24 protein-coding genes and 1 tRNA gene are annotated in these 23,936 nt (G+C 59.8%); 14 read left to right on the forward strand and 11 right to left on the reverse strand.

The features are described from left to right. The first annotated feature begins 202 nt into the window (after positions 1-202). The 4 genes from OQ248_RS01465 (at position 203) to pabB (ending at position 4,718) form a co-directional block, all read left to right on the forward strand. Entirely contained in the window at positions 203-739 is a 537-nt protein-coding gene (locus OQ248_RS01465) for an ATP-dependent zinc protease (RefSeq protein ID WP_065258027.1), read from the forward strand. A gap of 5 nt (positions 740-744) precedes the next feature. Beyond that, on the forward strand, positions 745-2,280 hold the full coding sequence (locus OQ248_RS01470) for an inactive transglutaminase family protein (RefSeq protein ID WP_085711890.1): 1,536 nt from the start codon (positions 745-747) through the stop codon (positions 2,278-2,280). Further along, the gene (locus OQ248_RS01475) at positions 2,280-3,266 is read left to right on the forward strand and encodes an alpha-L-glutamate ligase-like protein (protein ID WP_265811866.1); all 987 of its coding nucleotides are present in this window, start codon (positions 2,280-2,282) and stop codon (positions 3,264-3,266) included. The genes OQ248_RS01470 and OQ248_RS01475 overlap by 1 nt, the downstream gene beginning before the upstream one ends. A 108-nt stretch (positions 3,267-3,374) precedes the next feature. Beyond that, entirely contained in the window at positions 3,375-4,718 is a 1,344-nt protein-coding gene (gene pabB, locus OQ248_RS01480) for an aminodeoxychorismate synthase component I (RefSeq protein WP_265811867.1), read from the forward strand. Positions 4,719-4,759: 41 nt separating this feature from the next. Here the strand turns inward: pabB and thrH are convergent, their stop codons facing one another. Then, positions 4,760-5,377 (reverse strand): bifunctional phosphoserine phosphatase/homoserine phosphotransferase ThrH, encoded by a 618-nt coding sequence (gene thrH / locus OQ248_RS01485; protein WP_265811868.1) that lies wholly within the window; start codon positions 5,375-5,377, stop codon positions 4,760-4,762. A 162-nt stretch (positions 5,378-5,539) separates the two neighbouring features. Between thrH and OQ248_RS01490 the strand changes: the two genes are divergently transcribed. The 3 genes from OQ248_RS01490 to OQ248_RS01500 all read left to right on the forward strand — a co-directional run bounded on the left by OQ248_RS01490 (position 5,540) and on the right by OQ248_RS01500 (position 9,181). Beyond that, the gene (locus OQ248_RS01490) at positions 5,540-6,274 is read left to right on the forward strand and encodes a phosphoadenylyl-sulfate reductase (RefSeq protein WP_085711886.1); all 735 of its coding nucleotides are present in this window, start codon (positions 5,540-5,542) and stop codon (positions 6,272-6,274) included. A 579-nt stretch (positions 6,275-6,853) separates the two neighbouring features. Beyond that, positions 6,854-8,398 carry an NCS1 family nucleobase:cation symporter-1 gene (locus OQ248_RS01495; protein WP_265811869.1) on the forward strand — a complete coding sequence of 515 codons (1,545 nt, stop codon included), beginning with the start codon at positions 6,854-6,856 and terminating at the stop codon, positions 8,396-8,398. A gap of 54 nt (positions 8,399-8,452) precedes the next feature. Continuing rightward, complete coding sequence (locus OQ248_RS01500; protein WP_085711883.1) at positions 8,453-9,181, forward strand: aspartate/glutamate racemase family protein; 729 nt, start codon at positions 8,453-8,455, stop codon at positions 9,179-9,181. Here the strand turns inward: OQ248_RS01500 and OQ248_RS01505 are convergent. Continuing rightward, positions 9,150-10,091, reverse strand: a complete 942-nt coding sequence (locus tag OQ248_RS01505) for a LysR family transcriptional regulator (protein ID WP_192553143.1) — start codon at positions 10,089-10,091, stop codon at positions 9,150-9,152. The two genes, OQ248_RS01500 and OQ248_RS01505, sit on opposite strands and share 32 nt — an antisense overlap. 125 nt (positions 10,092-10,216) lie before the next feature. Between OQ248_RS01505 and OQ248_RS01510 the strand changes: the two genes are divergently transcribed. Beyond that, positions 10,217-10,963 (forward strand): 3-oxoacyl-ACP reductase family protein, encoded by a 747-nt coding sequence (locus OQ248_RS01510; RefSeq protein ID WP_265811870.1) that lies wholly within the window; start codon positions 10,217-10,219, stop codon positions 10,961-10,963. A 76-nt stretch (positions 10,964-11,039) separates the two neighbouring features. On the opposite strand, the gene OQ248_RS01515 is transcribed toward OQ248_RS01510, so the two are convergent. Then, entirely contained in the window at positions 11,040-11,735 is a 696-nt protein-coding gene (locus OQ248_RS01515; RefSeq protein WP_007960113.1) for an HAD-IA family hydrolase, read from the reverse strand. 238 nt (positions 11,736-11,973) lie between these two features. Here OQ248_RS01515 and OQ248_RS01520 point away from each other — a divergent pair, with 238 nt between their 5' ends. After that, on the forward strand, positions 11,974-16,752 hold the full coding sequence (locus tag OQ248_RS01520) for an RHS repeat-associated core domain-containing protein (protein WP_265811871.1): 4,779 nt from the start codon (positions 11,974-11,976) through the stop codon (positions 16,750-16,752). Next, a complete protein-coding gene (locus OQ248_RS01525; protein WP_265811872.1) occupies positions 16,749-17,174 on the forward strand; it encodes a hypothetical protein in 426 nt (141 codons plus the stop codon). The genes OQ248_RS01520 and OQ248_RS01525 overlap by 4 nt, the downstream gene beginning before the upstream one ends. Positions 17,175-17,206: 32 nt before the next feature. Here the strand turns inward: OQ248_RS01525 and OQ248_RS01530 are convergent, their stop codons facing one another. The 4 genes from OQ248_RS01530 to OQ248_RS01545 form a co-directional block, all read right to left on the reverse strand. Then, the gene (locus OQ248_RS01530) at positions 17,207-17,374 is read right to left on the reverse strand and encodes a hypothetical protein (protein WP_167443766.1); all 168 of its coding nucleotides are present in this window, start codon (positions 17,372-17,374) and stop codon (positions 17,207-17,209) included. Positions 17,375-17,494: 120 nt separating this feature from the next. Beyond that, positions 17,495-17,911, reverse strand: coding sequence for a hypothetical protein (locus tag OQ248_RS01535; RefSeq protein WP_085710667.1), 417 nt, complete (start codon positions 17,909-17,911; stop codon positions 17,495-17,497). A gap of 135 nt (positions 17,912-18,046) precedes the next feature. Continuing rightward, a complete protein-coding gene (locus tag OQ248_RS01540; protein ID WP_085710666.1) occupies positions 18,047-18,415 on the reverse strand; it encodes a bacteriocin in 369 nt (122 codons plus the stop codon). Between the two features lie 310 nt (positions 18,416-18,725). Continuing rightward, on the reverse strand, positions 18,726-18,914 hold the full coding sequence (locus OQ248_RS01545; protein WP_085701198.1) for a hypothetical protein: 189 nt from the start codon (positions 18,912-18,914) through the stop codon (positions 18,726-18,728). Between the two features lie 243 nt (positions 18,915-19,157). Here OQ248_RS01545 and OQ248_RS01550 point away from each other — a divergent pair, with 243 nt between their 5' ends. After that, positions 19,158-19,433, forward strand: a complete 276-nt coding sequence (locus OQ248_RS01550) for a hypothetical protein (protein WP_265811873.1) — start codon at positions 19,158-19,160, stop codon at positions 19,431-19,433. Between the two features lie 54 nt (positions 19,434-19,487). On the opposite strand, the gene OQ248_RS01555 is transcribed toward OQ248_RS01550, so the two are convergent. The 3 genes from OQ248_RS01555 to OQ248_RS01565 form a co-directional block, all read right to left on the reverse strand. Next, the gene (locus OQ248_RS01555) at positions 19,488-19,808 is read right to left on the reverse strand and encodes a YbjQ family protein (RefSeq protein ID WP_265811874.1); all 321 of its coding nucleotides are present in this window, start codon (positions 19,806-19,808) and stop codon (positions 19,488-19,490) included. 153 nt (positions 19,809-19,961) lie between these two features. After that, a tRNA-Ser gene (locus OQ248_RS01560) sits at positions 19,962-20,051 on the reverse strand. A gap of 114 nt (positions 20,052-20,165) precedes the next feature. Further along, positions 20,166-20,294 carry a hypothetical protein gene (locus OQ248_RS01565; protein ID WP_265811875.1) on the reverse strand — a complete coding sequence of 43 codons (129 nt, stop codon included), beginning with the start codon at positions 20,292-20,294 and terminating at the stop codon, positions 20,166-20,168. A 64-nt stretch (positions 20,295-20,358) separates the two neighbouring features. On the opposite strand from OQ248_RS01565, the gene OQ248_RS01570 reads away from it, so the two are divergent. The 3 genes from OQ248_RS01570 to OQ248_RS01580 all read left to right on the forward strand — a co-directional run bounded on the left by OQ248_RS01570 (position 20,359) and on the right by OQ248_RS01580 (position 23,092). After that, positions 20,359-21,048, forward strand: coding sequence for a crotonase/enoyl-CoA hydratase family protein (locus OQ248_RS01570; RefSeq protein ID WP_085732367.1), 690 nt, complete (start codon positions 20,359-20,361; stop codon positions 21,046-21,048). Between the two features lie 215 nt (positions 21,049-21,263). Then, positions 21,264-21,986 carry a 1-acylglycerol-3-phosphate O-acyltransferase gene (locus tag OQ248_RS01575; RefSeq protein ID WP_085710663.1) on the forward strand — a complete coding sequence of 241 codons (723 nt, stop codon included), beginning with the start codon at positions 21,264-21,266 and terminating at the stop codon, positions 21,984-21,986. 134 nt (positions 21,987-22,120) lie between these two features. Beyond that, positions 22,121-23,092 (forward strand): magnesium and cobalt transport protein CorA, encoded by a 972-nt coding sequence (locus tag OQ248_RS01580; RefSeq protein WP_134825980.1) that lies wholly within the window; start codon positions 22,121-22,123, stop codon positions 23,090-23,092. Positions 23,093-23,131: 39 nt separating this feature from the next. Here the strand turns inward: OQ248_RS01580 and OQ248_RS01585 are convergent, their stop codons facing one another. Further along, positions 23,132-23,854, reverse strand: coding sequence for an amidotransferase (locus OQ248_RS01585; RefSeq protein ID WP_085710661.1), 723 nt, complete (start codon positions 23,852-23,854; stop codon positions 23,132-23,134). Between the last annotated feature and the right edge of the window lie 82 nt (positions 23,855-23,936).

Genomic DNA, 23,936 nt, shown 5'->3' on the forward strand with positions numbered 1-23,936 from the left:
AACGCCCGATATCAGCCCCAAGGGTTATAGACCCGCTCGGGCGCTGGCGCCATAAAACCACCGTGCTAGAATGCCGCCCGCATTTGCCAGTCACTTGCACGGCTTGTCATAAAAAGCTGATAGGCACACGAAGGCGCACGCAGACAGGATCTCCTGATGCCGTGGCCCTGAACCGAGAACGGAACGCTGCTCGCCAGGATTTATGAGACTCAAGCCCTTCCCCACCTTTTTCTATCTGTTTTGCCTGCCCGGCCTGGCTGTGGCGGGGGAAAAGACTGTGTACGGCCTCAACGAATACGCCGCCCTCGACGGGATCAACCTGGAAGTGGCGGCGAAACTCGACACCGGGGCGAAGACCGCCTCCCTGAGCGCCCGCGACATCAAACGCTTCAAACGCAACGGCGAGTCCTGGGTGCGTTTCTACCTGGCCATCGACGCTGCGCATTCGCACCCGATCGAACGGCCGCTGGCCCGGGTCAGCAAGATCAAGCGCCGTGCCGGCGACTACGACCCGGAAGAAGGCAAGAAGTACACCGCACGCCCGGTGATCGAGCTGGATATCTGCATGGGTTCGGCGATGCGCAGCATTGAAGTGAACCTGACCGACCGCAGTGCGTTCCAATACCCGCTTTTGATCGGCTCCGAGGCGCTGAAACGCTTCGATGCGCTGGTCGATCCCAGTCTTAAATACGCTGCCGGCAAACCCGCCTGCGCCATCGCCGCTCATACCGCCGAGTAATTTCCATGCGTTCTCTAACCTTCCACCTGAAAATCCTGATCACCATCCTGGTGCTCCTGGGCGTTTCGGTTACGGCCTATCAGATTTTCGTGCTCGGCATTCCGGTGACCGAAGACGCCACCGACGACTTGTGGAACATCGACGCCAAGGTCGAGTTCGTCGCCAGCACCAAGGATCCGGTGAAGATCCAGATGTTCGTGCCGCCCCTGAGCCGCGATTACGTCAGCCTCAATGAAAGCTTCATCTCCAATAACTACGGCGTGGCGGTCAACCGCGTCGACGGCAACCGCAAGGTCACCTGGTCGGCGCGCCGGGCCAAGGGCAACCAGACCCTTTATTACCGTCTGGTGCTGACCAAGCGTTACACCGCCGAAAAAACCAAGGTCAAAGGCCCGACTTTCCGCGACAGCATGGCCATCGAAGGCCCGGAAAAAATCGCCGCCGAAGCCCTGCTCGCGCCGATCCGCCAGCACTCGGCCGACGTCGAAACCTTCATTGGCGAAGCCATCAAACGTGTCAACAACACCAACGACGACAACGTAAAACTGCTGCTGGCCGGCGACCCGTCGACCGCCCACAAGGCAAAAATCGTTGAACTGCTGCTGTCCATCGCCCACGTTCCTGTCGAGAAAGTCCACACCATCCGCCTCGTCGCCGATCAACCGCAAACCCCTGAACTGTGGCTGCGCAGTTTCAACGGCAACGACTGGCTGTACTTCAACCCGGAAACCGGCGAACAAGGCCTGCCGACCGACCGTCTGCTGTGGTGGACCGGCGATGAAAACCTGATCACCGTCGACGGCGCGAAGAAAGCCAACGTGACCTTCAGCCTGAACAACAGCGAGATGAACGCGATTCGTCTGGCCAAGCTGACCGACGAAAACACCGACGCCAACTTCCTCGAATATTCGCTCTACGGCCTGCCGCTGCAGACCCAGCAGACGTTCATGATCATGGTGATGATCCCGATCGGCGTGCTGGTGATCCTGATCCTGCGCAACCTGGTCGGCCTGCAGACCCTCGGCACATTCACTCCAGTGCTGATCGCCCTGGCCTTCCGCGAGACGCAGCTGGGCTTCGGCATCCTGCTGTTTACCGTGATCACGGCGCTGGGGCTGTCGCTGCGCTCCTATCTGGAACACCTGAAACTGCAAATGCTGCCGCGACTCTCGGTGGTGTTGACGTTCGTAGTGGTGTTGATCGCGGCGATCAGTCTGTTCAGTCATAAGCTCGGTCTGGAGCGCGGCCTGTCGGTGGCGCTGTTCCCGATGGTGATTCTGACCATGACCATCGAACGCCTGTCGATCACCTGGGAAGAGCGCGGCGCCAGCCATGCCTTGAAAGTGGCGATCGGCACGCTGTTCGCGGCGTCCCTGGCGCACCTGATCATGACCGTGCCGGAGCTGGTGTACTTCGTGTTCACCTTCCCGGCGATCCTGCTGATTCTGGTGGGCTTCATGCTGGCCATGGGTCGCTATCGCGGTTATCGCCTGACCGAACTGGTGCGCTTCAAGGCCTTCCTGAAGAAGGCTGACGCCTGATGTTCGGTTTCTGGAAGACCTGGAAGGCCCTGGAAGCCCGGGGCATCATGGGCATCAATCGGCGCAACGCGGACTACGTGCTCAAGTACAACAAGCGCAGTCTGTACCCGATCGTCGACGACAAGATCATCACCAAGGAGCGCGCGATCAAGGCCGGCATTCATGTGCCGGAACTGTATGGCGTGATTTCCACGGAGAAGGAAATCGACAAGCTCGACGAGATCATCGGCGGGCGCAACGACTTCGTGATCAAGCCGGCCCAGGGCGCCGGCGGTGACGGCATCATCGTCATCGCCGACCGCTTCGAAGGTCGCTATCGCACGGTGTCGGGCAAGATCCTCACCCACGAAGAGCTGGAGCACCATATCTCCAGCATCCTCACCGGCCTGTATTCGCTCGGCGGCCACCGCGACCGGGCGCTGATCGAATACCGGGTGACCCCGGACCAGATCTTCAAGAGCATCAGCTACGAAGGCGTGCCGGATATCCGCATCATTGTGCTGATGGGCTACCCGGTGATGGCCATGCTACGACTGCCGACCCGGCAGTCCGGCGGCAAGGCCAACCTGCACCAGGGCGCCATCGGCGTCGGTGTCGATTTGGCCACCGGCCTGACCCTGCGCGGCACCTGGCTGAACAACATCATCGCCAAACACCCGGACACCACCAACGCGGTGGACGGCGTGCAACTGCCCTACTGGGACGGTTTCATGAAGCTTGCGGCCGGTTGCTATGAGCTGTGCGGCCTGGGCTACATCGGCGTGGACATGGTGCTGGACCAGGAGAAAGGCCCCCTGATTCTGGAACTGAATGCGCGGCCGGGACTGAATATCCAGATTGCCAACGACTGCGGTCTGACTGCACGGACCCATGCGGTGGAAGCGCATCTGGAGGATCTCAAGACCCGCGGCGTGACTGAAACGGTTGAAGAGCGGGTGGCGTTTGCTCAGGAACTGTTCGGGCATATCCCGGTGGTCGAAGGCTGAGTCGCGTTACCGGCCCCCGATCTGCCAATCCCCGACATCCCCTCTAGGAGCAATTCCCCGAGGGGACTACAATCCCCACCCCGCCTCGATGGCCGATCTGCCCCGCCCATGTTGACCTGTTCCGTACACCCGCTGCCCTACCGCGCCAACCCCGCCGACTATTTCGCGGCAATCCGCCATGCGCCCGGCGCCGTGCTGCTCGACAGCGGCCGGCCGAGTGCCGACCGTGGCCGTTATGACTTGCTCAGCGCCTGGCCGCTGGAACAACTGGCGGTGATGCCGGACGAGCGTGGCGACGATTTCCTGCAACGTCTGCGGGACAATCTGGCGCGCCTTGGCGAGGCACAGTTGCCTTCGGAATACGAACTGCCGTTCGCCGGAGGCCTGATCGGTTACCTGAGTTACGACTTCGGCCGGCATCTGGAAAACCTGCCGAGTCAGGCGCTGGACGATCTGCAACTGCCGGATGCGCGATTCGGCCTGTATGACTGGGCCCTGATCAGCGATCACCAGAAAGCCACCAGCCAACTGGTATTTCACCCGTCGCTAAGCGACAGCGAGAAACAACGGTTGATCGATCTGTTCAGCCAACCGGTGGCCGCCAAGCTGACGACCTTCAAACTGAACACGCCGATGACCGCCGACCTTTCGGCCGACGACTATCGCCAGGCGCTCGAACGCATTCATCAATACATCCAGGCGGGCGACTGCTATCAGGTCAACTTCGCCCAGCGTTTCCGCGCGCCGTGTGAAGGTGACCCATGGCTGGCTTACTGTGCGTTGCGCGAGGCCTGCCCGACGCCGTTTTCCGGGTTCCAGAGCCTGCCCGACGGCAACGCGGTGCTAAGTCTCTCGCCCGAGCGCTTCGTCAAAGTCAGCCAGCGTCAGGTGGAAACCCGCCCGATCAAAGGCACACGCCCCCGTGGCGCGAACCCGGCCGAAGATGCCGCCAACGCCGCCGAACTGTTGGCCAGCCCCAAGGATCGTGCGGAAAACCTGATGATCGTCGATCTGCTGCGCAACGATCTGGGTCGCACCTGCCGAATCGGCTCCGTGCGGGTGCCGGAGCTGTTCAGCCTGGAAAGTTATCCGAACGTGCATCACCTGGTCAGCAGCGTGACCGGTGAGCTGGCGGATGATCGCGATGCCCTGGACCTGATTGCCGGCAGTTTCCCCGGCGGCTCGATCACCGGCGCACCGAAGATTCGTGCGATGCAGATCATCGACGAACTGGAACCGACCCGACGTGGTTTGTATTGCGGCTCGTTGCTGTATCTGGACGTGCGCGGCGAGATGGATAGCTCGATCGCGATTCGCAGCCTGTTGGTAAAGGATGGGCAGGTGTGCTGCTGGGGCGGTGGCGGGATCGTCGCTGATTCGGATTGGGAGGCGGAGTATCAGGAGTCGATTACCAAGGTCAGAGTCCTGCTTGAAACCTTGCAGAACCTCTGACGCTTGCGGCGAGGGCGGTTGCGCCCTCGCCACAGCATGACTTACAGGCTCAGATCGCGGTTCGAAGCCCTGAGAAACTCCTGCTTCAACTCGGCAAAACTGTGCACCGCCGGAAACTGCGGAAACTCGCGAATCACGTTATCCGGCGCATGGAACAGAATCCCCGCATCCGCCTCGCCCAGCATGCTGGTGTCGTTGTAGGAATCCCCCGCCGCAATCACCCGGTAATACAGGCTCTTGAACGCCAGGACCGACTGCCGTTTCGGATCTTTCTGACGCAACTGGTAGCTCGTCACCCGCCCGCTGTCGTCGGTAATCAGTCGATGGCAAAGCAAGGTCGGAAAGCCCAGCTGACGCATCAGCGGCTGGGAAAACTCATAGAACGTATCCGACAGAATCACCACCTGAAACCGCTCGCGCAGCCAGTTGACGAACTCCACCGCGCCGTCCAGCGGCTTGAGGGTGGCGATCACTTCCTGAATGTCCGAAAGCTTGAGGCCATGTTCGTCGAGGATGCGCAGGCGTTGCTTCATCAGCACGTCGTAGTCGGGAATGTCCCGGGTGGTGGCCTTGAGCGATTCGATTCCGGTTTTTTCGGCGAAGGCGATCCAGATTTCCGGTACCAGCACTCCTTCAAGATCAAGACAGGCAATTTCCACAGGACACTCCGTTTGTAATGTTTATTGAGTCGAGCGAGCCCGAACTCTAGCGGCTCGACCTGGACCATGCAACGCAGAGGCCGCCCCGGCGGGCGTTGCTTTTTGTTAACATCGCCGCCATATAGAGCGCCCAGCGCCACCGACCTGTAGGAAGCCGCCCTGATGAGCCCAACGTTCGACGTCGTGGAACTCGCCACGACCTATGCCAACAAATCCGCCCAGGACATCCTCAAGCTCGCATTCGCCGAGTTCGGCGATGACCTGTGGATATCTTTCAGCGGCGCCGAGGATGTGGTGCTGGTGGACATGGCCTGGAAGCTGAACAAGAACGTCAAGGTGTTCAGTCTCGACACCGGCCGTCTGCACCCGGAAACCTACCGTTTCATCGATCAGGTGCGCGAGCACTACAAGATCGACATCGAGCTGGTCTCGCCGGACTACACGAAACTCGAACCGTTCGTGAAGGAGAAAGGCCTGTTCAGCTTCTACAAGGACGGCCATGGCGAGTGCTGCGGCATCCGCAAGATCGAGCCGCTGCGCCGCAAACTGTCCGGCGTCAAAGCCTGGGCCACCGGCCAGCGCCGCGACCAGAGCCCGGGCACCCGCAGCGCGGTTGCGGTGATGGAAATCGACAGCGCGTTCTCCACCCCGGAGCGCACGCTGTACAAGTTCAACCCGCTGGCGCAGATGACCAGCGAGGAAATCTGGGGCTACATCCGCATGCTGGAGCTGCCGTACAACTCCCTGCATGAGCGCGGATTCATCAGCATCGGCTGCGAACCGTGCACCCGCCCTGTGCTGCCGAACCAGCACGAGCGCGAAGGCCGCTGGTGGTGGGAAGAAGCGACCCAGAAAGAATGCGGGTTGCATGCGGGGAATATCATCAGCAAGGCCTAAGTCTCTGCCCCTATGATGTCCCCCTGTGGGAGCGGGCTTGCTCGCGAAAGCGGTCTGTCAGTCACTGGATCTGTTGACTGGAAGGACGCCTTCGCGAGCAAGCCCGCTCCCACATCTGCTTTGTGGTGCCATGAAAAAATATGTACACAGGATTGTCACCATCGGTGCCATTTATGTGTGCATTTTTCATTTCCGCGCCCTGAAAAGTTACATCCCGCTGCCAAAGCGATCCCTTCCGGCGTCCGCCAAAATCCCTTCCGAAAAATAAATACCTGTTCAATCGGTCAATTTATAACCACCTATTTTCAACCACTTAGTGCTCTTCGATAATTTTTCGAAATGAGAGTGGCTGCGCATAGATCACCAACTGGCACAGATCTGGCTTTAGTGCATACATGTTTTGTATACAAAACTGCAAAACATGAACCCACACTTTCGATCCGCAAGCCTGAAGCGCCCTATCCCGTACAGGCTGCAGATGCCCCGTAACCAGTGATGTTTCACCGCCGCGACGAAGATCTGCCGAGCCCGAGCGCTCATGCACAGTCATCGCGGCCCGAACATCAGGAGCCTGCCGGAATGCGTACGAGTCTCTCGAACAACAACATCGCGCTGAATCTGCCCTCCTCCTCAACCCTCGATCACACCGTGCCCGGTGACGGCATCGTCGAACCGCTGCAACTGAGCCCGCGCCTGCACAACAGTGACCTCGCACCGACCAAGGTCGAAGGACGGCGCTGGGGCAAATACAGCATCTTTGCCCTGTGGACCAACGATGTGCACAACATCGCCAACTATTCGTTTGCCATCGGTCTTTACGCCCTGGGCCTGGGCGGCTGGCAGATTCTGCTGTCGCTGGGGATCGGCGCTGCGCTGGTGTATTTCTTCATGAACCTGTCGGGCTACATGGGGCAGAAAACCGGCGTGCCGTTTCCGGTCATCAGCCGCATCAGTTTCGGCATTCACGGGGCGCAGATTCCTGCATTGATCCGGGCGGTGATCGCCATCGCCTGGTTCGGGATTCAGACGTACCTGGCATCGGTTGTATTTCGCGTGTTGCTCACGGCGATCCATCCCGGATTCGCCGACTACGACCACAACTCGATCCTCGGCCTGTCGAGCCTGGGCTGGGTGTGTTTCGTGGCGATCTGGTTCGTGCAACTGGGGATTCTGGCCTACGGCATGGAAATGGTCCGCCGCTACGAAGCCTTCGCCGGTCCGGTGATTCTGCTGACCGTCGCCTGCCTCGCCGCGTGGATGTACACCCAGGCCAACGCGACCATTGCCTGGTCGATCCGCGAACCGCTGACCGGTGGTGAGATGTGGCGCAACATCTTTGCCGGTGGCGCCTTGTGGCTGGCGATCTACGGCACGCTGATCCTCAACTTCTGCGACTTCGCCCGCTCTTCGCCGTGCCGCAAAACCATCAAGATCGGAAATTTCTGGGGCCTGCCGGTGAATATTCTGGTGTTCGCCGGGATCACCGTCCTGCTGTGCGGTGCGCAATTTCAGATCAACGGGCGGATCATCGAGAGCCCGACCGAAATCATCGCCTCGATCCCCAACACGTTCTTTCTGGTGCTCGGCTGCCTGGCGTTCCTGATCGTCACCGTGGCGGTGAACATCATGGCCAACTTCGTCGCCCCGGCCTTCGTGCTCAGCAACCTGGCACCTAAATACCTGACCTTCCGCCGCGCCGGACTGATCAGCGCAACGATTGCCGTGCTGATCCTGCCGTGGAACCTCTACAACAGCCCGCTGGTGATCGTGTATTTCCTGTCCGGCCTCGGCGCCCTGCTCGGCCCGTTGTACGGCGTGATCATGGTCGACTACTGGCTGATCCGCAAAGGCCGGATCCACGTGCCGCAGCTGTACAGCGAAGACCCGAACGGCGCGTATTTCTACAGCCGCGGGGTCAATCTGCGGGCCGTGGCGGCGTTCATTCCGGCCGCGCTGATCGCCATTGTCCTGGCGCTGGTGCCGGGATTCCACAGCGTTTCGCCGTTCTCCTGGCTGATCGGTGCCGGCATTGCCGGGATGCTTTACCTGATCGTCGCCAAACGCCAGCCGCACTACGCCGACGTGGACGGCGAAGCCATCGCCGTCGACAACGTCAGCCACTGAATCTTTTGGCGGCCCTTCGCGGGGCCGCAGAACCAACCGTAATAAGGACTTCCCATGCGTATTCTCGTGGTCAACGTCAACACCACCGAATCCATCACCCAGGCCATCGCCCGCTCGGCGCAGGCTGTGGCTTCCCCCGGCACCGAGATCGTCGGCCTGACGCCGTACTTCGGGGCTGATTCAGTCGAAGGCAATTTCGAAAGTTACCTGGCCGCCATCGCCGTGATGGACCGGGTGATGTCCTACGACCAGCCGTTCGACGCAGTAATCCAGGCCGGCTACGGCGAACACGGTCGCGAAGGTTTGCAGGAATTGCTCAACGTGCCGGTGGTGGACATCACCGATGCGGCGGCCAGCACCGCGATGTTTCTGGGCCACGCCTATTCGGTGGTCACCACACTGGATCGCACCGTGCCGTTGATCGAGGATCGACTGAAACTCTCGGGCCTGTGGGATCGCTGCGCCTCGGTGCGGGCCAGCGGCCTGGCGGTTCTGGAGCTGGAACACGAACCTCAGCGAGCGCTGGAAGCAATCGTGCATCAGGCCGAACTGGCGGTGACTCAGGATAAAGCCGAAGTGATCTGCCTCGGTTGCGGCGGCATGGCCGGACTCGATGAAAAAATTCGTCAGCGAACCGGGGTGCCAGTGATCGATGGCGTCACCGCTGCCGTGACCATCGCCGAGTCACTGGTGCGCCTGGGGCTGTCGACGTCCAAGGTGCGGACGTATGCGACGCCACGGCCAAAGACCATCATCGGCTGGCCAGCACGTTTTGCGCGTTGAACCGCTCTGCGAGCCCCTGGGTTGAAAATTGCTCGATGATAAAATCGACGAACGCCCGGGTCTTGCCCGGCAGCAGTTTGTGTTCGGCGTAATAGATGGAGATGTTGCCGTCGTCGACGTACCAGTCGGGCAGCACCCGCTGCAACGTTCCCGCCTCCAGATAACCGACGGCAAACGGCATGCTCACCAACGCAATCCCCAGCCCCTGCGCCGCCGTAGCGCAGGCGGCTTCGGAATCGCTCATGGTCATTCGCGCCGTGAGGGTCAGCGGGCTGTGTTGCTGGGTGCGATGGGTCAACTGCCAGGAACGCACACGACCGGTCTGCGGCGAGCGGATCAGGATGCCCTCGTGCAACTTGAGGTCGTCCGGTTCGCTGATCGGCGCGTGCCGATCCAGATAATCCGCCGAAGCCACCAACACCCGATGCGCCGGCGTCAGCCTGCGCGCCACCACGCCTTGGGGCAGCTCGAAGCCACCGCCAATCGCCGCATCAAAACCCTGGCCGATCAGATCGACCTGGCGGTTATCGAAGTGCCAGTCCGGGTTGATCGCCGGGAACCTTGTCAGGAATTCCCCCAGCAGCGGCACGATGTACAAGCGGCCAAACACGGTGCCCATGCTGACTTTCAGCGTACCCGCCGGTTGCCCCCCGGCGCTGGCCAGATTGCTCACTGCATTCTGGATGGTGGTCAGGCTGCCGCTGACCTCACTCAGAAACAATTGCCCCGCTTCCGTCAGGGTCAATCTTCGGGTGCTACGCTGGAACAGCCTCACGCCGAGGCGCGCTTCCAGTTTCGCCACGCTTTTGCCCACGGCGGCCGGTGTCAGGCTCAGGCGTCGCGCGGCCTCGGCAAAGCTGCCGACTTCGGCGCTGCGAACGAAGCATTCGATACTGCTGAAGGTTTCCATGGCCGCCACTCTAAACTTTTGGTTTACACAGACTATAGCAACCACGGTCTACTCGCCCGGTGGCGAGGGGCAGATACTCGACACCACACCAAGGCAGCCTGCCTTGAAACTTCTGGAGATCGAACATGACCACTCAACACCTCAGCGGTAAAGTCGCTCTGATTCAAGGCGGCTCTCGCGGCATCGGTGCCGCCATCGTCAAGCGTCTGGCCGCCGAAGGCGCCGCGGTTGCCTTCACCTACGTCAGCTCCGCCGCCAAGGCTGAGGAGCTGCAAAACAGCATCACCGCGAGCGGCGGCAAAGCCCTGGCGATCAAGGCAGACAGCGCCGATGCCGGTGCCATCCGCAACGCCGTGAACGCCACTGTCGAAACCTTTGGTCGCCTCGACATCCTGGTCAACAACGCCGGTGTGCTGGCCGTCGCCCCGCTGGAAGACTTCAAACTGGAAGACTTCGACCAGACTCTGGCGATCAACGTGCGCAGCGTGTTCATCGCCAGCCAGGAAGCCGCCAAACACATGAGCGAAGGCTCGCGCATCATCAACATCGGCAGCACCAACGCCGACCGCATGCCCTTCGCCGGTGGCGGCGTGTATGCGATGAGCAAATCCGCCCTGGTGGGCCTGACCAAAGGCCTGGCCCGCGACCTCGGCCCACGCGGCATCACCATCAACAACGTGCAGCCCGGCCCGGTGGACACCGACATGAACCCGGCCCATGGCGACTTTGCCGAAAGCCTGATTCCGCTAATGGCGGTCGGTCGTTACGGCAAAGCCGAGGAAATCGCCAGCTTCGTCGCCTACCTCGCAGGCCCGGAAGCCGGTTACATCACCGGCGCCAGCCTGAGCATCGACGGTGGTTTCGGCGCCTGATTGATCAGATTCTTGATAATGAAAAACGCCGCCCCTCCTTTTACAGAGGGGCGGCGTTTTTATGTTTGCGGTTTGATCAGGCCCAGTCCAGCGCCGGCAAACCACAGGCACTCGGCGTGAACGCTTTCAATGTACGAAGAATCCCGTCGGCGTGTGCGTATTTTTCATCGGCCATGGCGGCATCGGGAATCGCGATGGCGGTCATGCCCGCTGCTTTCGCGGCTGTCACGCCGAACGGCGAATCCTCGAACACCAGACAATCTTCCGGCGCCACACCGAGGCGGCGAGCGGCGGTGAGGAAAATGTCCGGTGCCGGTTTGGCGGCACCGACTTCCGGGTCGTCGGCGGTAACGATGAAGTCGAACAACGCAAACCAGTCGCGGTGCAACGTGGTTTTCTGACCGAATGATTGCCGCGATGAACTAGTGCCGACGGCAATCGGAATGTTGTGCGCCTTGAGGTGGCGGATCAGTTCCTCGGCCCCCGGCATGGCTTGCGCAGTCGGAAAACGCTCACGCATCAGCGGCTCGCGAATCACCAGAAACTCTTCGGCGGTGATCGGCAGATCCAGCGCTTCGACCACGTAGCGCGCCAGATCGCCGGCACCGCGACCGATGATGTTCTGCTTGATGCTCCAGTCGAAGGTGCGCCCGTAACGCTCGGCAATCAGCGAGGTGACCTCGGTGTAGATGCCCTCAGTGTCCAGCAGCAAACCGTCCATATCGAAAATCACGGCCTTGATCGGGCCGAACGCCTTCAGCGGTGCATTCATCATCGGATCCGTTATCAAAAACATCCCAGGCGGCATCGGGTACCGCTGCTCGGATCTGATTAAAGGGTTCAGCAGCATAACGATCGCGGCCAAGGTTGAGCAACGGGCAATGTCGGTTGTCCGCCGAATCGCATTTAGAGAATTGCCCTACAGACATCGCCTACTTGCCTGACTTCTTTCCTGTTTGATCCCCCGCAAAGTTTCGCGCCATCCCCTTGATGCGCGCGAGTGACTGCGAATGCTTCCATCTGACCAACTCCTGAAACTGAACAACAGCATCGGTTTGCTGGTGGTCGCTGCGCTGAACCCTGACCAGCCCGACGCCGAGAAGCTGTTTCAGGAGTTCCGCCTCTGCCTCAACAACTATGAAAGCTGGGCCGAGCAGTTCTGGACGGGAACCGCGCTGGATGTCGATCAGGTGTTCAAGGTCGGCAACGACGTCCAGCTCAGTGCGCCGATTACCAGCCGAAAACCCGTCAGCTCCTCAGTGGCCATGTGTTCCGCCACCGGCTCTTTGACGCTGGTGCACATGTTCGAAACCGCACGCTTCGTGCCGATCGGCGATACGCCGGTGACCCTGGAACCGGTCATTTCCGATGTCGGCGGTGTCCTGTCATTTGGCGAACCGCAGCATTACACCATCGGCCCCAGCGGCATTCTCGAGGTCGACAACTGCGACCGGGGCCAGCGTTATCGCATCACCTTCTTTCCCGATGTTTCCACCGCGCATATCCAGACGCTGTATGCCTCGTATCAGGGGCTCATTGATGGCCTGGAAAAATGGTTGCGTGAGGAATGGGTCGGGTTTCAACCGCAATGGGCCGAGTTTTCCAGCGCGGGTTTCCTGGAGCGTTACGGTCAGTTGCAGCAGGCCGACTGGCGCGGTTTCGAAACGGCGCTGAATGGCGTCTGGGATGACGTGAAACAGTTGTTCGCCCTGCTCGCCGACTTGCAGGCCAACAGCGAAAAACTGCTGCAATACCTGTCCGGTGTCGAGCTGGAAGCCTTGCTCGAGGCCTCCTCCGAAGCCATCGCCAACGGCCTGCTGATGCTCAGCGACGAGCCGTTGCTGTTCATTCATCTGGCAGCTTTTACCAGTTGGCTGAAGATGCTGCCGCCGCAGTATCTGGCCGAGGTGGTGGCTGAAGTTCGGGTCGAATTGCTGATCGGTTTTCTGTTGATGCGCGTGTCGGCGGGCATAGGCGTGCCGCTGCGGTTGAGCGCCAAGGTGCTCGGCAAGGTCAAGTCGCCGCGTGCCCGGGAATGGCTGGCGGCGTCGGCGTTGCGTTTGGCGGAGCTGACTTCGGCACCCGATCTGACCCGGCATGCGGGTGCTTTGAAACCGCTGATGATCAATGCGCGTCCGGCACCGCTGCGGCCGACACCTGCGGTTCCGCTGGAGATTCGTACGGCGGATGCGCGAGTGCTGACGGTGTCCAATCCGGCGGCCATTGCACGTAACAAGTCCCACGGCACGACGCGAATGGAGCGACATGAGCCTCGCGACGATGCGTCGGCTCAGGCGAAGAATCCCAACGGCGACAGCGCCGACTGTGTGCCCCGGACCTGCACCAACGGCTGCCCGGTGTCGATGGTCACTGGCGAGGAGCTGCTGACCCTGACCGATGGCGTGCTGGATGGATTGCTGCCGTTCGAGTTCAGCCGGTTGTATCGCACCAGTGCGGCGGAAATCGATGTCGGGTTGGGGTTTGGCTGGAGTCATTCGCTGGCGCATCGGCTGGAGATTGATGGCGCTTCGGTGGTCTGGGTTGACCATGAGAACCGGCGGACGCGGTTTCCAATTCCAAGCGTTGAGCGACCGGCGATTCACAACAGTCTGTCGCGGGCGGCGATCTTTCTCGGGGATGAGCCGGAGGAACTGATTGTTGCGCTGGCGGGTGAGGCGGCGCGGTTTTATCACTTTCGGGCTGGGCGTCTGACGCTAATCAGCGATGCCTACGGCAATCGTCTGACAGTGCATCGAGATCTTTGCGATCGGGTTCAGCGCCTCGACAACGGGGCCGGTCGTTCGCTGCTGTTGCGCTATGAGCGGGCGCATCTGGTCGCGGTCGATTATCAGGTTTTTCGGGAGTCTGCCTGGCGTACCGAGCAGACGCTGATCAGCTACCGCTTCGATGCCCGTCATCGGTTGATCGAAGCGACCAACGCCGTCGGCGAAAGCGAGCATTACGACTACGACGATCAGCACGTCATCCTGCAGCGGCAGTTGACGGGCGGCGCGAGCTTCTTCTGGGAGTGGGAGCGTTCCGGCAAGGCGGCACGTTGCGTGCGGCACTGGGCGTCGTTTGCGCAGATGGACACGCGTTACGTCTGGGACGATGCCGGCAGTGTGCGGGTGCAGTACGTCGACGGTCGTGAAGAGGTTTACGTCCACGACGACACCGCGCGGCTGGTGCGTCAGGTCGCGGCCGACGGGGGTGAACAGCTCAAGGCTTACGATTCGGCGGGCCGACTGGTTGCCGAGCAGGATGCGCTCGGCGCGGTCAACGAGTACCGCTACGACGACGCCGGGCGGCTGATCGCGCTGATTCCGCCGGACGATGCGCCGACGTCCTACGAGTACCGCAATGGTTTCCTGCACAGCCGTTCGCGTGGGGATGCGCAGTGGACCTACCGGCGCAACGCCCAGGGCGACATCACCGAGGCGGTCGATCCTGACGGCCATGCCACCCATTACCACTACGACCCGCAGGGGCGGCTGCTGTCGATCCGTTATCCGGACAGTGGCCGGCACGTGTTCGTGTGGAACGACCTCGGGCAACTGGTCGAGGAAAGTCTGCCGGACGGTGGGGTTCGCAAGTTCTCCTACGATGCCTTGGGGCGACGGATTACGGCGCAGGACGAACACGGCGCGGTCACCCGCCATGTGTGGGACGCCGTTGGCCGGCTGATCCAGACCACCTTGCCGAATGGCGCCACCCGCGCCTGGTCCTACAGCACCTACGGCCAGATCACCGCCGAACGCGATGAGCTGGGTCGGATCACCCGCTACGAGTATGACGACGACCTGCACCTGGTCAGCCGGCGGATCAATCCCGACGGTACGCGGCTGCAGTACCGCTACGACCATGCGCAGCTGTTGCTCACGGAGATCGAGAACGAGTCCGGTGAAAAGTACCTGCTGGACTACACGCCGACCGGACTGATCCGACAGGAAACCGGCTTCGATGGGCGGTGCACTGCGTACGCCTACGACCGCAACGGTCATCTGCTGGAGAAGACCGAGTTCGGTGACGACGGCTCGACGCTGGTCACTGCGTACGAACGCGACAGCGCCGGACGTCTGCTGCTCAAGACCCTCCCGGACGGGGTTGAGGTCAGCTACCGCTACGACCGTCTCGGCCGTTTGGTCGGGGTGGATGACGGCCAGGATCACCCACTGGCCTTCGAATACGACCTGCAGGGCCGCCTGGTCCGCGAGCATCAGGGCTGGGGCACCTTGCGTTACACCTACGACGCCTGTGGCCAACTCACCCGGATGCGTCTGCCGGACAACAGCAAGCTCGATTACCACTACGCCAAGGGCGGCGCGCTGACCGCGATCGACCTCAACGGCGCCTTGCTCACCCGTCACGTCTACCAGAACGGTCGCGAACAGCAGCGCCAGCAAGGCCTGCTGCTCAGCGAATATGCCTACGACGAACAAGGCCGTTTGCGAGTGCATTCGGTTCATCAACATGACCGAGCACTGTACCTGCGTCACTACAGCTACGCGGTCAATGGCAACCTGGCGTCTATCGCCGACAGCCGTCACGGTCAACGCAGTTACTACTACGACGCTCTCGACCGTCTGGCCAGCGTGCGCCACACCCGTGACGACGTGCCGGAAAACTTCGCCCACGACCCGGCCGGCAACCTGCTGATGCAGGACCGCCCCGGCCCGACCAGCATCAAGGGCAACCGCCTGCTGATGCAGGGCGATCGCCACTACGACTACGACGCCTTCGGTAACCTGATTCGCGAACGTCGTGGCCGCGCCCAACAGCTCGTCACCGAATACCGCTACGACAGCCAGCACCGCCTGATCGGCCTCACTCGTCCCGACGGCAAAACCGCGACCTACCACTACGACGCCTTCGGCCGCCGCATCCGCAAGACCGTCAATGGCCAGACCACCGAGTTCTTCTGGCAAGGCGACCACCTGATCGCCGAAAGCAGCCAGGAACAGCACCGCAGCTTCATCTACGAACCTGGCACCTTCCGCCCTCTGGCGATGCTCGACGGCAAGGGCCCAAAACGCGCCTGCCCGTTCTACTACCAACTCGACCACCTCGGCACCCCGCAGGAACTGACCGACTACAGCGGCGAGATCGTCTGGTCAGCCAAATACAGCGCCTACGGCAAGGTCACCTCGCTGGAACTGGCGACCGACGATTACCTGGACCAGCCGCTGCGCTTTCAGGGGCAGTATTTCGATGCGGAAAGTGGACTGCACTACAACCGGCATCGGTATTACGACCCGGACGTTGGGCGGTACCTGACGCCGGACCCGGTGAAGCTCGCCGGGGGACTCAATCAGTACCGGTACGTGCCGAATCCGACGGGGTGGGTGGATCCGTTGGGGTTGACGTTCAACTGCCCACCGCCGAATAGGCCGGGATGTTCGGTGCCGGATGACGTTAGTGGCAATTTGGCTATCGAAGGCAACCCACCGTTGCCTGTCGTTAATCACGGTGTTGACCCAAAATCTTTAAAGAGGACGCATGCGATTTCAGGAAAAACTTCAACCAGAGAAGTCGAGAAAATGGTGAATACAATGCGGAGCACAGGCTACGACAATAGATACCCTATAGACGTAGCGGAACACCAAGGCGAACTCTACATTTTGGATGGCCACCACCGCGCCGCCGCCGCTAGACAAACCTCCACCAACGTCAGGATTCAGCTAATAACAAATATTAGAGAGCACCACGGGACTTTAAACACCATTGAAGAGGTGTTGGAGTCAGCACAAAGTATCGGAAATGACAGACTGGAGCACCGTAGAAGAAAATGAACAGACCTGAAATAACACTTGAAGACCTGATAACTGACTTCCTATCTAAAGTAGATATCGGCACAAAGCTATTAGAAGAAAAGTTCGGCACCCGCAATATTCTAAGATTATGGGGTTCCAAACAAATAGAACGATGCGGAGAAATAAAGAATGGCGTTCAATATGAGCTCCATGGCATTGGGTGCTTCATAATCTTCGCAACAGAGTCCGTGAATTTTGACTACGGTTCGGGCGATAGAATTGATGGGTTTGATATTTGGCGTCTCTACTCGTATGCCACCGACCGCCCCTTGAGATACAAAAAGTATTGTGACAAACAAACTCTCGAAAAAGAGTTTAGAGAATACTTACTCTCAAAAAAAATAGAAAAAATGTCTCCAGTGGATAACCTGTATGTCCTAACAAGCCCTAACCAAACTTAATAAAAAACAAGGAGCAACAAGCATGCACACCATCACTCATCATCATCAAAATCCTCATACTCAAGCTCCTCCCCCTCACCCTCCCAAAGCGGAACCGTCGCATCATCCATCAACGACCCCGGATCTTCATTCCCCGGATCATTGATAAACGGCAACCCGCTCGGGCCTTTTTCTTCCTTGCCTTCGGTTTCGGGAGTCATGGTGCACCTCGGAAGCTCAACGTGTAGACGTTCGAAAAGTATGGTCGCTAAACGTTCCGGCGCATTACGCGGGAACACAAAAAACCCGGCACGAGGCCGGGTTTCAGTAACTCCGCTTGCTCAGCGGTGACGATATTTGTGTTTGTGCTTGTGGCCGCCACCGGAATGCGATTTTCCGCCATCGCCTCCCAGGCTGTTGCCCACTGCCCCACCTGCCGCGCCGCCGAGTCCGGCACCGACCGCCGAGCCGGTAGATCCACCGACGCTGTTGCCCAGCACTGAACCACCCGCCGCGCCGAGACCGCCACCAATCGCGGCCTCCGTACGATTTCGCTTGTTCGCTCCGACGGCACTGCCGGCTGCACCGCCCACACCGGCACCGACTGCTGCGCCGGTACTGCCGCCGAGTTGTCCGCCGACCACGTTACCCAGCACACCACCCAGACCACCACCGACCGCCGCGGAACCATCGCCGGCAGCCATGGCGCCTTGCGCCACAAGCAATCCTAAAACCAACGCAGTTAATGTCGATCGCATACAGACCTCGCAGGTCCCGGATCGGGACGGTACGCCCGGAAGGGGCTATACGGAATTGGAGGCGAATTATGGAAAAACGTTCAGCAACGAAAAGGCCCGGCATAAAGCCGGGCCTTTTCAGACATGCATTCGCAATCAGTGACGCTTGTGACCTTTGGACAGGTTGCTGCCCACCGCGCCACCCGCTGCGCCGCCCAGGCCGGCGCCGATGGTCGCGCCGTTCTTGCCACCCAGGCTGTTGCCGATGATCGAACCACCTGCCGCGCCGACACCGCCGCCAATAGCCGCTTTGGTGCGGGCGCCTTTCTTCGCTGCCAACGCACCGCCAGCCGCACCGGCCAGGCCAGCGCCAATGGCCGCGCCGCTGCTGCCGCCCATTTTCTGGCCAACCACATTACCCAGCGCGCCGCCCAGACCGCCACCCAGTGCGGCGGTGCCATCACCGGCCATTGCACCTTGAGCGACCAGAAGCCCCAGAACCAGAGCAGGCAGAGTTAAACGCATGACGAAAACCTCAAAAGAAGGAAGAAAAAGGGCGCAGATTGAATGCTGTTGCCGCGGCAATGTCCAGTGCCACAGCGCACTTGGCGCCGATTGGACAGCGATTTTGGAAAAGGTTTTATCACAGGCAAAAAAAAGCCCGCTGGGGAGACGGGCTGGAGACTTGCTTTCTAACGGATGGCTTCACCCTACGTAGACCGGTGTGAAAAGTTTGTGAAAGAAACCAGACGGATCCGCAATTTCTGTAGGACGTTTCTCTAGAAAATCAGCAAACAAAAACCCCGCTCGATGGCGGGGTTCTGTGGCATCCGGATTACTTCCTGGAACGTGTCGTCACCTTGGGCAGAAATTTCGCTTTCGGCCCCTTGGGTGCTGTCGACTTGATCTTGCCGGTCTGCACCGGATCTTCGCCAAAGCCCGCCTGATACTCGGTCTGGCCACAGCGCACGCAATTGTTGAATGGAAATTCAGCCCCGTCGTCTTCGATGTACGGATCAGTCATCTCTTCACCCCTTTCAAAAGCGGGCCGATACCGGCAAGACCCTTTTGCCTGAAAAAATATCGACCTCCAAGGCTTTTGAGACTAGCCGGTCATTCCTGGACTTGTGATTCAGATCGCACGAAGCCCGACGAATGGCCTACAGAAATTAAACACAATGTTCAGACCGCTGGTCCTACGGAGCTAAAGATTCCCACCTACAGGCCGTTGCCCTTTTTCCTACGCAATGAATCTCAAGGAGAGAACATGGAAATCAAAGGATTCCCGCCAATGCCTGTTGTAAAGCTCACGGACGAGCAGATCGCCGCCGCTAAAGCCGCGGCGGAAAAATTCAAGGAGAAGGTTGCTTCAGGTGAAATCGTCATCAAGCCACTGGACGGACCTAGTCCAGTGCAGCCTGGCAAACCTGGCGTCATCTACCATCCAGACCCGGTTCAGTCTGGCGGTACGCCGATGGTTGCAATCGATACCCCCCTGACCTACGACTCGAAAGGCACTGTCGTACTCAAACCGCAGGGCTGATTCATGGCAAGGAGCCCATTCCGTTGAATGGGCTCACGCACGCTAAACCAACGATCAACGCAGCTTGACCGCCGTACCGGTCGCAAACACCACAACCATACCGCCCTTCCCCGCCGGCATGCTGATCTCGAAGTCCACTCCGACCACCGCATCCGCCTGCAACGCCCGCGCCCGTTCCTTGATTTCGTCGGTCGCCTGAACACGCGCCTCCTTCAACGCCCGCTCCAGCGTCTGCGAACGTCCACCGAAAAAGTCCCGCATCCCGGCGAACATATCGCGAATCACATTCACGCCCTGCACCGACTCGGCACTGACAATGTCCAGATACGCCGTGATCTGCCGGCCTTCGACGGAGTGAGTGGTGGAAATGATCATGGAAGTCGTCCTTTTACATACAAATAAAGCCGCGATTGTACTGCCCCGGCAAAGTGAAGCCGAACCCAACTCTGTGAGCAAAAAAATCCGGACGCCTGAATGCACAAAACCCCTGGTTTCTTGCGAAACCAGGGGTTTTGTTTACATCGAATTTGGCGGTGAAGGAGAGATTCGAACTCTCGATACAGTTTCCTGTATACACACTTTCCAGGCGTGCTCCTTAAGCCACTCGGACACTTCACCGTATCTCTTCAAACATGTTCTGTCTGTCGAGGCGCGCTAATGTAGTCGAAAGCTTTTCTGATGGCAAACTTTTTTTCAGAATTTTCATGCGGTTAAGAGAAAAAGTCGTTTCCGCTATCGATAGGCCATGGCGATCCGGCCAATCTTGGGTGGGCGCGGCCCTTCTATATAGGCACGCAGGCGTTTGTCGTGGGGCACGTTGCAGCGGATCAGCCGCTCAAGGGTGACCGGCGGGTCAGTCACAGTGCTTTACCTGACCGGCGACGGTGGGTAACGTCTGCCCATCTTTCTTATAAGGAATTGCGCCATGAGCGACCTGATTGCCTACCACCTCGAAGACGGTATCGCGACGCTGACCCTGAGCAACGGCAAGGTCAACGCCATTTCCCCGGACGTGATCGCGGCCTTCAACGCGGCGCTGGATCAGGCGGTGGCGGATCGTGCAATCGTGATCATTACCGGCCAGCCGGGCATTCTCTCTGGCGGCTACGACTTGAAGGTGATGACCGCCGGCCCTAAAGAAGCGGTGTCGCTGGTAACCGCCGGTTCGACCCTCGCCCGCCGCCTGCTGTCGCACCCGTTCCCGGTGATCGTTGCCTGCCCGGGTCATGCCGTGGCCAAAGGTGCGTTCATTCTGTTGTCCGCTGATTACCGCATCGGCGTCGACGGCCCGTTCAGCATTGGTCTGAACGAAGTGCAGATCGGCATGACCATGCACCACGCCGGCATCGAGCTGGCTCGTGATCGCCTGCGTCGCTCGGCCTTCCACCGTTCGGTGATCAACGGCGAAATGTTCGATCCGCAAAGCGCTGTGGATGCCGGTTTCCTCGACAAGGTGGTTTCTGCCGAAGAACTGCAAGGTGCCGCCCTCGCCGCCGCCCGTCAGTTGAAGAAGATCAACATGACCGCACACAAGAACACCAAGCTCAAAGTACGCAAGGCGCTGCTGGAAACCCTGGATAACGCGATCATTCAGGACCAGGAACACCTGGGCTGAATCCTCTTCGCTGCGAAACAGAAAAGCCCGACCGTCGTGTCGGGCTTTTTCTTACATGCGCGGTTTAAAACTCTTCGGCAGCTCTAGGACGCCTCTGACCGACAAGTCGGAAACATGCGCTTAAACATCGCCCATCTTCTGACTCTATAGCGGCAATTGCCGAAAACAGTGCACATCCGTACACTGCGCCACCTTTTGTCCCGGTGGGCCTGAAAATGCTGTTCGTGTTTCGTATGTTATTGATGGGCCTGCACTTTATGCTGGCGGGTGTGCTCGGGGTGATTCTCGGGTTGTGCCGGCCATTCAATCCGGACAACAGTCGTCTGTGCGCCCGTCTCTATGCCCTGCCGGCAATGTGCATTCTGCGCCTGCGAGTGAAGGCCGACGTCGGTCAGCTGATGAACAAGCCCGACAGCTGCGTGATCATCGCCAATCACCAGTCCAACTATGACCTGTTCGTGTTCGGCAACGTGGTGCCGCGCCGTACCGTGTGCATCGGCAAAAAAAGCCTGAAATGGGTGCCGCTGTTTGGCCAGTTGTTCTGGCTGGCCGGCAACGTGTTGATCGATCGTGGGAACGCGCACAAGGCGCGCCAGTCGATGCTGACGACCACCGACACCTTGCAGCACAAAGACACCTCGATCTGGGTCTTCCCGGAAGGTACGCGCAACCTGGGCGAAGAACTGCTGCCGTTCAAGAAAGGCGCGTTTCAGATGGCCATCGCCGCCGGCGTTCCGATCGTTCCGGTCTGCGTCAGCAGCTACATCAAGCACATGCGCCTGAACCGCTGGCGCAGCGGGAAAATTCTCATACGCTCGCTGCCGGCAATTCCTACCGCTGGCCTGACCATGGACGACATGCCCATGCTCATCAGCCAGTGCCGCGAACAGATGCGCGAGTGCATCGATGCGATGGATCGGCAGCTTCAGGCTGCGTGAAAAAGAAACCCGCCCCGTGCGGGTTTTCTTTTGCCCGGTGAACTGTGCAGATTTCACTGACTCTCAAGCAGCGACACGGCTAAGCTGAAGCCATGCCTCCCCTGCCATCTGCCAAGAAGAAGTGAACCACCACCATGGGTCGAGTTGTTGCTGCTGCGGTTTACAGCGCCGGTAAGAAAGTCACCAATATTTCCCTCGATGAGGGCGCCGCCTGGGCCGCCAAGACCGGGCACTTCGTCTGGATCGGCCTCGAAGAGCCGAACGCCCAGGAGCTGGCCAACCTGCAACGCCAGTTCAACCTGCACGAACTGGCCATCGAGGATGCCCTGGAAAAACACAGCCGTCCGAAACTGGAAACCTTCGGCGACGCTCTGTTCATCGTCACCTACTCCCCCGTTCGCGAACACGGCATCCTGCAGTTCATCGAAACTCATATCTTCGCCGGCAAGGGCTACATCATCACTGCGCGCAATGGCCATTCGGCGTCCTACGCCCATGTTCGTCAACGCTGTGAGGCACGGCCGCTGTTGCTGGAGCACGGGGAAGATTTCGTACTGTATGCGCTGCTGGATTTCGTCATCGAAAACTATCAGCCAGTGGGTGAAGCGATCCACGCCGAGATCGATGAACTGGAGCGTAATGTGTTGTGCAGCGCACTGAATGAGCACGATATCCAGAAGCTTCATGGCTTGCGCCGCGACGTACTGCGCTTGCGTCGATACGCGGCGCCGATGGTGGAGATCGGCGAAGAGTTGCAGAAGCTGAGCTTCCCCTTCATCGACAAGAACATGCGCCCTTACTTCCGCGATGTGCAGATCCATGTCACACGGCAGATGGAAGACCTGACCACGCTGGCCGACATTGCGAGCCAGACCATCGAGATCGGTGTACTGCTGGAGGCGTCACGGCAAAGCGTGGTGCAGCGCAAGTTTGCGGCCTGGGCGGCGATTCTGGCGTTCCCGACGGCGGTCGCCGGGATCTACGGGATGAACTTCCAGAACATGCCGGAGCTGAGCTGGCATTACGGCTATTTCGCCGTGCTGGGCTTTATCACCGTGGGTTGCGTGGGGTTGTGGGCGAGCTTCAAGAAATCAGGCTGGCTGTAAGGGAAAAAGCCCCCGTGCAGGACACGGGGGCTTTCGGGTTCAAGCAGCGTCTGGCTTGTGCGCCACGAAACGCATCATCCACTCCGCCACCGTGGTGCCGTGGTGATCGCTCTCAAGGCTGGCCACACCCTTGCTGTAGATTTGCTCGCCCAGTGCTTCCTGACGCAGATCCAGCAGCGCCCGCGAATAATCGTGAATGAATTCCGGATGCCCCTGGAAGCACAGCACCTGATCGTTGATGTGGTACGCGGCGAACGGGCAGAAATCGCTGGAAGCAATCACCGTAGCGTTCTCCGGCAGCGCCGTGACCTGGTCCTGGTGGCTGATCAACAAGGTCAGCTCTTCACGCACCGGGCTCATCCACGGAGCCTTGGCCGCCAGTTTGTAGTTGTGGGTACCGACGCCCCAGCCCTGGGTCGCACGCTCGCTCTTGCCGCCCAGCAGCAGCGCCAGCAACTGATGACCGAAGCACACTCCGAGCAGTTTGTCGCCGCGCTCATAGCGGGTCAGCAGGTATTGCTTGAGGGTCTGGATCCACGGGTCGGTGCCGAACGAGTCAGCCTTGCTGCCCGTGATCAGGTACGCATCGAAGGTCAGGTCATCACTTGGATAGTCGCCCTGCATCACGTTGTACACCGTGAACTCGGCGGCAATCGGCTGTTGCGAGAACAGGCGCTGGAACATCTGCCCGTATCCCTGATATTCATCGACCAGTTCCGGACGCAGGATGTCGGTTTCCAGAATGCAGATGCGTAGCGACATAAAAAATTCCTGACACGTGATGGGAATAATGCACACCCCAGAGCCTGCCCTGAAACCACCCGGCAAGGCAAGCCCCGGAATG

Source organism: Pseudomonas sp. COW5 (assembly GCF_026240005.1).
GTDB classification, from domain to species: Bacteria; Pseudomonadota; Gammaproteobacteria; order Pseudomonadales; family Pseudomonadaceae; genus Aquipseudomonas; species Aquipseudomonas kribbensis.